General features: G+C 36.2%; 13 protein-coding genes. 10 read left to right on the top strand and 3 right to left on the bottom strand.

The window, feature by feature from the left end; genetic code table 11:
• Window positions 1–139: 139 nt before the first annotated feature.
• From KO464_00625 to KO464_00610, 4 genes are all read left to right on the top strand, one after another.
• Window positions 140–1,786: a cytosine permease gene (locus KO464_00625; GenBank protein ID MCC7571879.1), complete on the top strand. Its 1,647-nt coding sequence runs from the start codon at window positions 140–142 to the stop codon at window positions 1,784–1,786.
• An 80-nt stretch (window positions 1,787–1,866) separates the two neighbouring features.
• Window positions 1,867–2,481 (top strand): hypothetical protein, encoded by a 615-nt coding sequence (locus KO464_00620; protein MCC7571878.1) that lies wholly within the window; start codon window positions 1,867–1,869, stop codon window positions 2,479–2,481.
• 34 nt (window positions 2,482–2,515) lie between these two features.
• On the top strand, window positions 2,516–3,187 hold the full coding sequence (locus KO464_00615; protein MCC7571877.1) for a queuosine precursor transporter: 672 nt from the start codon (window positions 2,516–2,518) through the stop codon (window positions 3,185–3,187).
• Window positions 3,188–3,370: 183 nt separating this feature from the next.
• Complete coding sequence (locus tag KO464_00610) at window positions 3,371–3,703, top strand: LysR family transcriptional regulator (protein ID MCC7571876.1); 333 nt, start codon at window positions 3,371–3,373, stop codon at window positions 3,701–3,703.
• On the opposite strand, the gene mobB is transcribed toward KO464_00610, so the two are convergent.
• A complete protein-coding gene (mobB, locus tag KO464_00605) occupies window positions 3,698–4,171 on the bottom strand; it encodes a molybdopterin-guanine dinucleotide biosynthesis protein B (protein ID MCC7571875.1) in 474 nt (157 codons plus the stop codon). The two genes, KO464_00610 and mobB, sit on opposite strands and share 6 nt — an antisense overlap.
• Before the next feature lie 74 nt (window positions 4,172–4,245).
• Here mobB and KO464_00600 point away from each other — a divergent pair, with 74 nt between their 5' ends.
• A complete protein-coding gene (locus KO464_00600; protein ID MCC7571874.1) occupies window positions 4,246–5,031 on the top strand; it encodes an ABC transporter ATP-binding protein in 786 nt (261 codons plus the stop codon).
• Here the strand turns inward: KO464_00600 and KO464_00595 are convergent.
• On the bottom strand, window positions 5,003–5,791 hold the full coding sequence (locus tag KO464_00595) for an ABC transporter permease (GenBank protein ID MCC7571873.1): 789 nt from the start codon (window positions 5,789–5,791) through the stop codon (window positions 5,003–5,005). The two genes, KO464_00600 and KO464_00595, sit on opposite strands and share 29 nt — an antisense overlap.
• Window positions 5,792–5,830: 39 nt before the next feature.
• Window positions 5,831–6,823 (bottom strand): ABC transporter substrate-binding protein, encoded by a 993-nt coding sequence (locus KO464_00590; GenBank protein ID MCC7571872.1) that lies wholly within the window; start codon window positions 6,821–6,823, stop codon window positions 5,831–5,833.
• Window positions 6,824–6,938: 115 nt separating this feature from the next.
• Between KO464_00590 and KO464_00585 the strand changes: the two genes are divergently transcribed.
• From KO464_00585 to KO464_00565, 5 genes are all read left to right on the top strand, one after another.
• On the top strand, window positions 6,939–7,463 hold the full coding sequence (locus KO464_00585; GenBank protein MCC7571871.1) for a helix-turn-helix domain-containing protein: 525 nt from the start codon (window positions 6,939–6,941) through the stop codon (window positions 7,461–7,463).
• 66 nt (window positions 7,464–7,529) lie between these two features.
• Window positions 7,530–9,119 (top strand): PKD domain-containing protein, encoded by a 1,590-nt coding sequence (locus tag KO464_00580; GenBank protein ID MCC7571870.1) that lies wholly within the window; start codon window positions 7,530–7,532, stop codon window positions 9,117–9,119.
• A 71-nt stretch (window positions 9,120–9,190) separates the two neighbouring features.
• Entirely contained in the window at window positions 9,191–11,344 is a 2,154-nt protein-coding gene (locus tag KO464_00575; GenBank protein MCC7571869.1) for a hypothetical protein, read from the top strand.
• An 11-nt stretch (window positions 11,345–11,355) separates the two neighbouring features.
• Window positions 11,356–12,309, top strand: a complete 954-nt coding sequence (locus tag KO464_00570; protein MCC7571868.1) for a UDP-N-acetylglucosamine-1-phosphate transferase — start codon at window positions 11,356–11,358, stop codon at window positions 12,307–12,309.
• A gap of 42 nt (window positions 12,310–12,351) precedes the next feature.
• Window positions 12,352–12,939: an N-acetyltransferase gene (locus KO464_00565; protein MCC7571867.1), complete on the top strand. Its 588-nt coding sequence runs from the start codon at window positions 12,352–12,354 to the stop codon at window positions 12,937–12,939.
• Window positions 12,940–13,034: the final 95 nt, after the last annotated feature.

Here is a 13,034-nt window from a genome sequence, read left to right as displayed (position 1 = left end):
TTTCGATTATTGGCTATTTTATTACACACTTATCCAATTATATTTCATTTAAACTAATAATCTACCAAAACATTTTTAAATATCGGAATACTTAATAATACGTCGACAATAAGTTCGGCAAAAAAATGGAGGTAAAAAGATGGCAAAGTCTATTGTTAGAGAAATGGACGGTAGATTCGAACTTACTGAAGCAATGCCTGATTCTCAGTTTTACAACAAAGACTTAGCACCAGTTCCCTTTGCAAAAAGAACGTGGGGATACTACGAGTACATTGCTATATGGGTAGGAATGTCAGTATGTGTTCCAACATGGATGCTAGGTGCAAGTATGGTTGACGCTGGATTCAACTGGGCAGTCGTAGTTGGTACTATCGCTCTAGGTCAAATTATAGTATTGATTCCAATGGTTCTTAACTCCTTCGCCGGAGCAAAGTACGGCATACCGTTTCCTGTTTTCTTGAGAAGTGCATTTGGTATTTATGGAGCCAATATTCCAGCTTTGCTAAGGGCTATCGTTGCTATAGGATGGTTTGGAATCCAGACAATGATTATGGCATTTGCAATTGATGGTATATTAGTCGAATTGAGCCCTCTAGGATACGGTGGAATGGCAGGAACTGTTCCCTTTTTCGGGCTAAATACGCACACAGTCATATCCTTTATGATCTCATGGATAATGACAGTTGCAATTTGTTACTACTCTTCGCCCGGTAAATCTGCACCAGGTGTAAAATGGTTAAACGATCTTGCAGCACCTGTATTACTACTCATCGGACTAGGTTTACTCTGGTGGGGGTATTCGAACGCAGGTGGTTGGGGGCCGATTTTAAGCCAGCCAACAACAGCATCCTTTGCAATATGGCCAGCATTCTTAACAGCAATGGTGGCATACTGGGCAACTTTGGCTATTAACATATCGGACTTGACAAGGTTCGCTAAGAATCAGAAGGTTCAGTATATCGGTCAATCAGTTGGAATGCCAACAACAATGACCTTATACTCATTTATCGGAGTAGCAGTTACATCAGCAACCGTCGTTATATACGGCACCGCAATCTGGGATCCTGTAGCCTTGATGATTAAAACTGGAAGCGTATTTTTCATCTACGTTGGATTGATATTCGTCATATTAGCAACACTTACAACAAATATTGCAGCAAACATGGTCGCTCCAATTAACGACGTAATGCACGTATATCCAAAGAAACTAAACTGGGAAGTTACAACTATTATCATAAGCTTGGTAGGTATACTAATGCAGCCTTGGAGATTCTTGGCAGATCCAAATGCATACATTTGGACATGGTTATTAGGATACGGAGCATTCCTTGGACCAGTAGCAGGTGTAGTAGTGGCTGATTTCTGGCTTGTGAGAAAGCAAACAATTAAGCTAGACGACATATACAAGAAAGACGGATACTACGATTTCAAGAAGACTGCAAATCCAATAATGACTGTAATCTTAGCAATCTGTGCAGCTTTGATCATATACTTCTCAACTAAGGGATTAATCCTCGGAACAGGATGGCCCTCGTGGATTACAACAGCAGTCTTATTACTTGGTGTCTTAGGTTCGATGTACCTTGGGTACGCAAAGATTCATGGAGTTAACATGGTCGGTGCTGTTTCAATGTTCGTTGGAATAGTAGTTTCCATGGGATTACCTCTTTTAATACCTGCAGCTGGAATGTGGACATGGTTCATAGGACTATTTGTATCCTTGATACTATACTACTTCTTGTATGAAGCATGGTACACCAAGTTCTTTGGCGCAATACCAAAATAAAATATTAATTTTTAATTTTTTTCTTTAATTTTCTAAGCAAACCTTTTTAATTTAATTGAATTAACTTTAAATGTGATTTTATGATTGAATATGTACTAGTTTTATTTGTTTTCATGATTTTTAGCATATGGCATTCTGCCACTGCAAAAGACTTTTTTAAGAAAGCATTAACCTCAAAATTTAATTTAAGTCTTTCCTCATACACCTTGATAAGAATACCCGTCTCACTCCTATTTTTGGGCCTTACTTTGTATCTTGTATTTTTATACAGAAAAATAACACCTGAACTGTTTACCCCCATAAAAGGTCTTATCGGAATAGTCCCGCCTCTGATAGCTATGTGGTTATCTTTTTATGTAACACTTCAAATATCAAAAGCTGATAGACTACCTCAATATTTTGGTATATTGGATACTCCAAAGGTATTCTTCTATGATGGGGCATACTCTATTTGTAGACACCCTCTGTATTTTTCATGGCTATTGGCTGTGTGGGGATTCATCATTGCAAGCCCTTACTTATTATATTTTGAATTTGCCCTGTTAATCACAATCTTTGTTATTTACATGTCTAAAGAAGAAGAAAAGGCGATGATAGCTTTATTCGGGGAGCGATACCTAGATTATACAACGAGAGTACCTTTCTTGATTCCTTATGGATTTTTAAATAAAACTGACAACGTGAAAAATCTTTAAATCAACTAATATAAAAAAAATAGAAGGCTCGCTTATGATTGAAATTATAGTCTGGATGCTTTTGACACTTGTGATTGGATCTTTCTCGGCAGTTATTGCAAAGAGATATGGCGTAGAATACATTATCGGAATGTTTGCAAGCTTTACAGTTGTCGCTAATATAATTGCGTCCAAAATAGTCGTTTTTGGGCCATTTACAGTCCCTGCTGCAGTCTTAGTTTACTCTACGACATTTTTACTGACTGACTTTCTTTCTGAACTTTATTCTGAAAAAGAGGCGATCAAAGCAGTCTTGATAGGATTTATCTCAAACATCGTTTTAGTTCTTTCAATCTGGGTAGCAGTGCAATGGCAACCAGCACCGTTTTGGCAGGGGCAGGCCGCATTTGAGTCAATATTTGGGATAGTACCAAGAATCGTTCTTGGGTCAATGATTGCATATATAGTTTCTCAAAATCTTGATGTAAAAATCTTCATTTTCTTCAAAAATAAATATCCAAAGTACCTCTGGCTTAGGAATAATGCGGGAACTATGATAAGTCAGCTCGTAGACACAGTGATATTTATCACAATAGCATTTTATGGTACAGCTCCCACAAACATTCTAATTTCATTAATTATAGGTCAGTACATAGTAAAATGGATAATCGCTGTTGTCGATACACCATTTTTATACATTGTAAAATCTATTTATAACAAATACTAATCCAATTAACTAAACCATTTAAGTTATATACTTTTAATTTCAAATAAAAATGGTAATTATTATGGAAGAAGAAATAAATAGGGACATTGATGGAGTGCCAAAAGCAAAACTAAGCCAAAGGGACAGCATAATTCTTGCAATAATACTAATAGCATTTATGATTATAGCCTATGTGATATTTTTTTGATTGATACTATGGAACATATACCTAAATTTAAAATGTGGCTTGAAGACAAGGAAAAGAGATATATTTTGGGAAAAGGCACTGCAGATCTTTTGCTTAAAATAAAAGAGTTAAAATCTATCTCAGAAGCTGCAAACTATTACAATATTTCATATGCACATGCTTGGAGAAAAATAAGAGCAATTGAAAGAAGCTCTGGCCAGGAAATTATCTCTAAAACAAGAGGGGGAAAAGGTGGCGGGCATTCAGAGTTAACACCTTTTGGAGAAAAGATTCTATCCGAATACCTTAAAACAAAAGAGACTCTTGAAAAATGCATTGAGAAGTTATAGATTCTCAATTATTTCTATTATTTTTTCAACTTGTTCATAGTTAATTACTGGCATCCCCTTGTATTCGGATATCTCATTTGAGATTATGCCAGATATACAAAAAACTTCATCCCTTAAATCATTAATAATGTCTTCTTCATCTCTAGCACAGAGGATTTTTGGGCATTTATACTCCCTAAACCCTTCAAGAATAAGGTAGTCTGATTCAAAATTATTTAGAATTTCTTCATCATCTTGATCATAATATAGTATTGCCTTGCCTTTTGGATAAACTAAGCCGACCCTATCTGCACCGGAAGCATGATGTTTGAATGTGTCTGTTCCTTCCCTTTCTAGAGAGAAATCCTCTATATGGATGCTTTTTGCTGAGGAAACGGAGTAACCTTTTTTTACTAGGGCATTGATAATTGAAGTTACAACTGTTGTTTTTCCAGACTTCTTAAAACCATAAACCCCAACTATTTTCATAGATATCTGGATGTATTTTTATTTATAAATTAAATCATGGGAAAATTTAAAAGTAGTATTATATGAAAATGATTATGGAAAAGGTTAAGGTTGAGGTAAATAATATTTCAAAGAGCTTTTCTAAGTCTGAAGATGGAAAACCTCTGCCTGTAGTTGACAACATTAGCTTTAAAGTTAATGACGGAGAGTTTCTTTGCATAGTTGGGTCTTCAGGATGTGGCAAAACTACTATTTTAAGGATTATAGCCGGTCTGCAGTATGCAGATAAAGGTGAAGTATTACTAGATGGGAAAAAAGTTGAATCTACATCTTCAAAGAAAGGAATGGTCTTTCAGGAATTTGCATTGTTTCCTTGGAGGACTGTTCAGAAAAATGTTGAATTTGGACTAGAGTATAAGGGTCTGCCTCCTGAAGAGAGAGAAAAATTATCAAAAAAATTCATTTCAATGGTTGGATTAAGTGGATATGAGAATAGCTATCCCCATCAGCTATCAGGAGGAATGAAGCAAAGAGTTGCGATAGCAAGAGCTCTAGTAAACGACCCTGATGTTTTGTTGATGGACGAACCATTTGGGGCATTAGATGCGCAAACAAGAAATATCCTTCAAGATGAATTATTAAGAATATGGACAGAAACAAAAAAGACAATTATCTTTATTACACATAATGTTGACGAAGCTGTTTATCTTGGAGACAGAGTACTAGTTTTGACCAAAAGGCCTGCAAAGATTAAAAAAGAATTTAAGGTCCCACTTTCCAGAAGAAGAAAAAGAACTAATATAGAATTCGTAATGCTTAGGAAAGAGATTTTGGATGAATTAATGGAAGAAATTAATATACAGTCCCTTCCATCCACTTGAGAAGCTTCTTCTCCACTATATATCTAAATGCCCAGTTAATTCCAAGCCCAATTAATCCCAAAGCTATCATATACGAAAGCACATTGTCCATTCTGTGAAGATAGTAATACCACCAGATCTTATACCCAAGGCCTTCTTTGCTGACTCCAAAAAGTTCAGCTGCAACAAGACACATCCAACCTATTCCCATAGCAACTCTAAGACCTACTGCGATATCTGGAAACGATGAAGGCAGACCAACGGATTTCAATAAATCCTTGTTTTTTGTACATCCCAAAACCATGGCAGCTTCAACAAGAGTTTTTGGCACGCTGCTAAATCCAGAATATGTATTTGTCAGTATTGGGAAAAAAGTTCCAACAAATACAATAAATCCTGCAGACTGATGTGTAAGCCCAAACCAGACTATTGCAAAAGGTATCCACGCAAGAGGGGGTATTGGCCTTACTAATTCGATTAGAGGATCCATAAAATTGTCAACTTTTTTGAACCACCCCATTAGCATTCCAAGGGGTATGCCAAGCACAATACCAAAAAACATGCCTATGGCAAAGTGATAGAGACTTATTACTAAGTCAGTAAATATCTCCATGCTGGCAATTAAATTATACAAGGAGGTAACAGTTTGACTGAAACTTGGTAATAAAAATGGATTATTAACTATAAAAACAGCTATAAACTCCCACAATGCAAATGCTACACCTAAAGAAATTACTGTATAAAGTTTGTACTTTTCTAGAATATAGTTGTACCCTTTCATTTGAATAAAAAATAAAAAATTAATTTAAATATTTATCCTTTATTTTTTAGTGACTTCATCGTATAGCTTTGTGTCAATAAGATCTTTTACAGTAAGGAGTTTTTTTGTGTATCCGAGGCCATAGTGTTCTTTTGCATATGCTTCCATATAGACCATAATATCGTTTGGATTATGACTGTATGTTGTATCCGAGTTTTCTATAGAGTATAGGATAGTTTCTTTGCTTAGTCCAAGTTTTCGTGAAGCAATTTCAGCAGACTCTTCTGGATTTTCTGCTATATATTCGGTAGCTTTGATGTGAATGTTTATTATCTCTTTTACAAGCTCTGGGTTTTCTCTGATTAGTTTCCCGCTTACTAAAAGTACACAGCATGCATGACCTGGCCACATTTCTCCAGATTTCACTACGCTTTTTCCATTACCTTCAATCTCTAGTACTGCTGGAGAAGGATGGGGTAAGAAAACTGCATCAACTTGTTTTGCAGTTAATGCAATAGAGGCATCTCCGGGACCCATGGCTTTTATGTCAACTTTAGATATATCTACTCCATTGTCTTGTAACCATTTCTTTAGTACCATATCTTGTATTGAGCCAGGAGGAAATGTGCCTATCTTTTTTCCAATTAAAAATGATGGCCCTGCATAGTTGCTTTCTGGCCATACTACGATATCTGAACCTTGAGTTTGCGCAGCAGCAACTATTTTGGCATCTAAACCTTGATCAATTGCAGGTATTGGTGGTGTAGCACCAACATATGCAATATCAATCTGTCCGCCTAGCATGGCTTGCATCTCAGGGGGGCCAGATGGGAATTCATAATCTGTTACCTTCTCAATTCCGTACTTCTTGAGGTCATTTTGCCACCAACCCTTTTCCATTGCAACCATTTCTGCAATCTGATGCGTGCTTGGCTGGTATCCTATTCTAAGTTCAGTTATTTTTTTATCATCATTTGTTCCTTGCCCAACACATCCTAAGAATAATGTTGAAGCAATCAATATAGAAGCAATTATAGCAAATATTTTTTTCATTTAATTCACCTGTATGATAATTAATATTTTACTTTATAAATATTTCTATTATAGTATAAAAATTTTACCCAAAAGTATAAATATTAGAACTAATAATATACATTAAGGTGATAAGATGGGGTATAAAGAAGTAGAAAGATTGAAAGAAATTATATTTTTTCCTAACGATAGATTTAAAGTTGAGTTGGAGGCTCTTTTAGTCAAGAGTTTTGGTAGTATCAAAAATTTTTCTGAAATTTCAGATATTCCTCTTCCAACTCTATATAAAATCTTTTCTGGGGATAGAGAACCAAATCTCAAAACACTAAGGAAGATTCATGAGGTTTTAAAAGGGAAAGAGGAACAACGCACTAAATTCATTGCCCTAATTGCTTCACGACCAGTTCTTAACATGCTTGACGAAAGCTATGTTTCAGACAATGAAAATAAATTCTCAATAAAAGAATATTCTGCTACCAGCATCGAGGAAGTTTTCATTCAGTCTATAAGGGCAGAAAGGGACGGCGCAAGCGCTTTAGTATGTGCGCCTATAGTAAGTTCAATTGTAGAAAAAGTTGTATCAATTCCAGTAGTTACAATAATGCCGCAAAAAAGTATTTTATTGGCTCTAAAGACTGCAGCTAAGAAATTAAAATCATAATTTAATCTATAATAAGATTTAAATATCTCCTTTTTCTAGTATTATGGGGACAATATAGGTGAAATTATGAAAAACAAAACAAAAATTTTTTCTTTAATCTTAGCAACAACTTTGTTTCTAGGATTATTAAGTACATCAACTAGTGCACCTTTTATTATAGAGCCTATTCCTTTAATTCCTCTTCTATTTCATCAACCTGATGCTTCACTTAGTCGAAGTATGACAAGTACAGGAATCCTTTATCCGAGTGGAACACACACGGCAGGAGATCAAGTAGCAAATCTTCAAATTAAGTGCTTTTTGAGCTTTGATATATCTAGCATACCTGCTGGTGCTACTATCACTTCAGCAACACTTGGCTTGACTGATAATACCATAACTTTAGGCAATCCATTCGCCACTCTTGGGAACTTAAGAGTATACTACGTGGATTATGGAACTAGTTTGACTGTGTCAGATTATAATGGGCCAAGATTAGCAACTGTATGGTCTGGTAGCTCAGCACCATCTGATGTGATGGACGTTAAAGCAGAACTGGCGAATGCAGTCGCTTCTGGGAAGAAAAATTTACAGTTTAGAATAGAGTATACAACTCCAACTGATAACGATGGTGCTGTTGACAGGATTACATTCAATAATCCCACTCTTCTTTACTTCTACTCTAGTCCGTCTAATAAACCCGACTTGAGAGTCACAAATATTGCGAAAGGCGCTTCCGATATAGTCGTTGTAACCCTTGCAAATAGTGGGGCAGGAGATTTCAGTGGGGAAGTCGGGTTAAAGATATGGTTTGATGGAGTTACTAAATTTGATGGTTCTGGAACAGTAAATATGCCCGCCGGTTCAACAGCCACAGTTAATTTTCCAACCTTAATACTTCCAGAAGGTTCTACAACTGTAAAAGCAACTATAGATCCAGCCAACACAATCTCTGAAGAAAATGAAGCAAACAATGAGCGTACTCAAACATTGACTGTTGCAGCATCTCCCACACCAACACCTTCAAATAATCCTCCCCAGGCAAATGCAGGTACAAACAAAACTGCTAAAGTTGGGCAGTCTGTCAGTTTTAATGGATCTAGTTCTACCGATTCAGACGGAACTATAATAAGTTACGCTTGGGACTTTGGAGATGGAAGAAGCTCTGCTGGGTCAATTGTAAGTCATGTCTACTCTTCTCCTGGCACATATACTGTATCTTTAACTGTTACTGATAACAGTGGAGCCACAAGTACCGATACTGCAATTGCTATAATCACAGAAGACTCAACTACGCCAACACCTCCAGCCACAACAAACAAACCACCAAAGGCAGACGCTGGAAGCGATATAAAAGTGAAAGTTGGCGAAGCTGTTCATTTTGACGCTTCAAAATCAACAGACTCCGATGGAACAATAACTCAATATTCTTGGGATTTCGGAGACAGTAGGGATTCAAATGAGAAAGAGCCACTTCACTCTTACGCAACACCAGGGATTTACAAAGTAACTTTAGTTGTTACAGACAATAATGGGGCAACAGACCAAGATGTGATATATGTTACAGTTGAACAAGAATCCACCTCTCCGATCAAAGGAGTTCCTGGATTTGAAGTGCCCGGAGTCTTAGGTGCTGCCGCTTTAGTCTACTACTACTTCAGAAGAAGGAAAAATTAATTTTTATTTTTATATTTTTTTTTCAGTTAATTATTTAAATTATTTTTCTAACCATAGATAGGGAGATAATCATGGTGAAGGGAAAAGGAAAAAAGGCTAAAAAAACGATTAATAAAGAAAATTTTTCGTTTAAAGGAATCACTAATTTTGATAATTATATTGTAATCATTGGTCTTATTCTATCTGCAGTTATTGGATATTATCTAAGATCGTGGCCTCTAAGATTTAATAGATTATTGGGATATGATCCTTATTTTTTCCTAAGAGAAGCTTCTTACTACCTGTTGGGTGGGCTACCTGAAATAGACCCCATGGCTCCAACAGTTATCAGATACTTCGTTAGGGAAGACCTTCAAGGATTGCCCATACTGACTTCTACCATATCAAGGCTTACAGGTATTAATCTCCTGACTATCCATATGTATCTCCCGATATTTATTGGCGTCATAGGTGCAATACTGATATACTTTGTCGCATTTAAGGCATGGGGAAATAGATACGTAGCGTTGATTTCATCATTCTTCCTTGCAATAATGCCTGCATTCATATACAGAACCTCTGGAGGGGGGATGTGGAAGGACACAGCTGGATCTTTGTTCTTTATACTCTTCATGCTGATGGCCATCTTAATACTAAAAGAGAAAGAAAGGAATAAAATTATCATCTATGGAGCAATATCTCTTGTAGTTTTAATTTTATATGCAAACACATATGGGAATTTCTTCTTTATTCCATTAATAGTTGCAGTATATGTTCTCTTTAAGCCGTTCATCAAAGAAACTACTAAAGTCAAGAATATTACGCTCATGGGAAAAATCCTAAAGGATATTGACATGTGGGTGCTTGTTGGAGTATCTCTTATCGCTCTACTTTATGCTTATTTATTAATACCCACTTATAAACTTGAATCATTAAGAATTTATCTCGCCTTGCTTGGATTAGGGTTCGCATCAATCATAAACTTCTCCAGTTATTTTGCAAAAGATAGAAGATACTACATTGCTTTCATGGCTGTTCTTTCCGCCGTTTTACTTGCAGTAGCTGAATTTGGCCTAAACTACAATGTACTAGGCTATGTCTTCAGAAGCATTGATATTAGCGGAATATCTGGCCAAGGGCAGGCAAGCACTTTCTCTGACTTTTTGGATAAATTCTATTTGTTCCCCATAATGGCGATTATAGGCCTTGCATACGGTATTTATCAAGTAATACATCATAAAAATGTCAAATCTACCCTCTTTATTTTATCTGCATTTTTATTTAATACATTCATGTCTTACCAGATGCTAAGAAACTCATTTTTTGGAGGAATAACCTTTGCAATTATGGCTGCTTTTGGCTTTCTGGGAATTTATGAATTCTTAACAAATAAATTTTCAAAAGATAAAGCGCTTTCAATTACAGTAATAGCACTATTAGTATTCAGCGGTCTTTCACTTTACAATCCTCTGGATGACAGATACGGTGGCTCAATTCCTTATAGAACTGCTCAATCTCCTCATCTTGAAGACAGATGGCTTTCTGCCCTTATATGGCTAAGCGAGAATACTCCACAGGAAGAAGTGGTATGTAACTGGTGGGATTATGGATACTGGATACAGACAGTTGGTAGAAGAAGGACAATATCAGATGGCATGAGAAGTGGAATGGGCCCTTGGATAAGCGGATTTGGGGAGTTCCTTGGAGCTACAGATTCTACAGGGATACAGAAGATTGTAGCAATGGAGCAGGAAGCATATAGGACAACAGGAAATAATTTTAGAATGAACTATGTTCTGGTGGATCAGAGTCTTCTAGTCAAGACTAGTGTGCTTAACAGCGTGATAGGTAGGGACACCTTTAGAACAGCTTATTTCTACTTCCGAGGTACTACTACTTTGAATAATGCGACTACATATGTATATGAAAGTGGGACAACTAGGCTTTTTGTTGTACCAAGCGATACAAATGCATACGCTTACATAGAGCAGAATAACCAACGTTACGGAGTTTCAAACTTTGTAATAGAAAATCAAAATGGTCAAAACTTCGTATATGAGAATGTTCAATACAGTTACCCATCTATAACTCAGATTATGTACATTACTCCTCAAAATGCGATAATGATGCCCGATACTATAAAAGATACCCTATTTGCAAGGCTGATTGTTTATGAAAGCGGCCTTCAAAATTATAATCTTGTGTATGACAATGGGTATGTAAAAATATATAAGATACTTAGATAAAGGCGTCAACTATGCAACCATACCTTACTTTTTTTATTTCCATACTTGTCAGTTTTTTAATCACTTTTTTTCTAATACCAAGATTCATCCAGAAACTAATCGAGGAGGGGCATGTTGTAAAAGATTATTATAAAATCAATAAACCGATTGTTCCATCTATGGGAGGCCTTCCAATCTTAATGGGTGTTCTATCCTCTTTGATTATTCTTCAGATTATCTTTCCCCAAGTTGAGGAACTTTTGATATTCTACTTTGTTATCTTTATTTACGCAATTTTTGGTTTGGTGGACGATCTTGTCGATGTGGGTAGAAAAATAAAACTTATTGCTCCTTTCTTTTTAGCATTCCCAATAGCGCTCTTAAATCTTGATACGAGCCTATCTCTTATATTCATTGAAATTGAACTGGGGATACTATTCTCTTACATTATAGCTCCTCTTTATGTTATGGTCGTTTCAAACTTGGTAAATATGCACTCAGGATTTAATGGAGTTTCAGGAGGAGTTACAACAATACTTTTGGCATTTTCGGCGATTGGGTCTTTCATAAAATATGATTATAATGGACTTATTTATGTCGCTCCAATACTTGGCGCCATGATAGCTTTCATGTATTTCAATAAATATCCTTCCAAGATTTTTTTGGGAAATATTGGGACGCTTATGATAGGGGCTTCGCTTGGTGGATTTATTATATTCCAAAACATGGAGATTTTTGGTGTAATAATACTAATACCGCACATAATCAACTTCCTAATGTTTGTCTATTGGAAAATTAGAAGGTACCCGCACATTAAATTTGGAGAAATAGATGAGAAAGGGACACTCCACGTTCCAAACAATCTGACCGTTAAATGGTTCTTCCCTTACTATTTCCCTATGACAGAAAAAAAAGCTATAATATTGTGTTATCTGTTCTCTATCCTTTCGGGCATAGCTGGAGTATTGTATGTTTTACCAAGGTAGTCTTCAGATAATTTTAAATTCTTTTTAACATACTATTTTTCTATGTCTGATTACTTTGTTCACGAAACTGCTGAAATCTCAAAAGATGCAATTATTGGTAAAAATACCAAGATTTGGCATCAGTCGCAGATAAGAGAAGGCGCAAAAATAGGTGAGAATTGCATCATAAGCAAGTGTGTTTACATCGATTTTGACGTGAAGATTGGAAACAATGTTAAGATTCAAAACGGTGTTTCTGTTTACCACGGCGTCGAAGTTGAGGATGATGTTTTTTTGGGTCCACACATGACATTTACTAATGATTTGTACCCCCGAGCTTTCAACAGTAACTGGGAGCTTGTCAAGACCCTTGTTAAGAAAGGCGCTTCTATTGGTGCCAATGCCACTATAATATGTGGAACTATTATAGGCGAATATGCTATGGTAGGATCGGGTTCAGTAGTTACAAAAAATGTTCCGCCATATGGGCTCGTATTTGGAAACCCTGCAAAGCTCAATGGATTTGTATGCAAGTGTGGCAGAAAAGCAGTTAAAGTTGGTGAAGAAAAAGATAAAGTTATAATGGAATGCACAGTATGCAAGACTACCTTCTATTTGAATAAAGAAGACTACGGAATTCTGGGGCGATAATCTGATACCAATTGCAAAACCATCTATTGCTGAAGAAGAAATTGAAGCTGTCAAATCAGTATTAATGACCGGGAACATAGCCCAATCAATAAAAG

Origin of the sequence: Methanofastidiosum sp., assembly GCA_020854815.1 — an archaeon.
In the GTDB taxonomy this organism is placed as follows: Archaea; Methanobacteriota_B; Thermococci; order Methanofastidiosales; family Methanofastidiosaceae; genus Methanofastidiosum.
This window is presented reverse-complemented; position numbering and strand designations above follow the sequence as displayed.

What these genes read in the sequence shown, in the direction of transcription:
- KO464_00615 (MCC7571877.1), top strand. Translation starts at nt 2,516, where the DNA reads ATGATTGAAATTATAGTCTGGATGCTTTTGACACTTGTGATTGGATCT.
- KO464_00570 (MCC7571868.1), top strand. Translation starts at nt 11,356, where the DNA reads ATGCAACCATACCTTACTTTTTTTATTTCCATACTTGTCAGTTTTTTA.
- KO464_00590 (MCC7571872.1), bottom strand. Translation starts at nt 6,823, where the DNA reads ATGAAAAAAATATTTGCTATAATTGCTTCTATATTGATTGCTTCAACA.
- KO464_00600 (MCC7571874.1), top strand. Translation starts at nt 4,246, where the DNA reads ATGGAAAAGGTTAAGGTTGAGGTAAATAATATTTCAAAGAGCTTTTCT.
- KO464_00620 (MCC7571878.1), top strand. Translation starts at nt 1,867, where the DNA reads ATGATTGAATATGTACTAGTTTTATTTGTTTTCATGATTTTTAGCATA.
- mobB (MCC7571875.1), bottom strand. Translation starts at nt 4,171, where the DNA reads ATGAAAATAGTTGGGGTTTATGGTTTTAAGAAGTCTGGAAAAACAACA.
- KO464_00625 (MCC7571879.1), top strand. Translation starts at nt 140, where the DNA reads ATGGCAAAGTCTATTGTTAGAGAAATGGACGGTAGATTCGAACTTACT.
- KO464_00595 (MCC7571873.1), bottom strand. Translation starts at nt 5,791, where the DNA reads ATGAAAGGGTACAACTATATTCTAGAAAAGTACAAACTTTATACAGTA.
- KO464_00580 (MCC7571870.1), top strand. Translation starts at nt 7,530, where the DNA reads ATGAAAAACAAAACAAAAATTTTTTCTTTAATCTTAGCAACAACTTTG.
- KO464_00585 (MCC7571871.1), top strand. Translation starts at nt 6,939, where the DNA reads ATGGGGTATAAAGAAGTAGAAAGATTGAAAGAAATTATATTTTTTCCT.
- KO464_00575 (MCC7571869.1), top strand. Translation starts at nt 9,191, where the DNA reads ATGGTGAAGGGAAAAGGAAAAAAGGCTAAAAAAACGATTAATAAAGAA.
- KO464_00565 (MCC7571867.1), top strand. Translation starts at nt 12,352, where the DNA reads ATGTCTGATTACTTTGTTCACGAAACTGCTGAAATCTCAAAAGATGCA.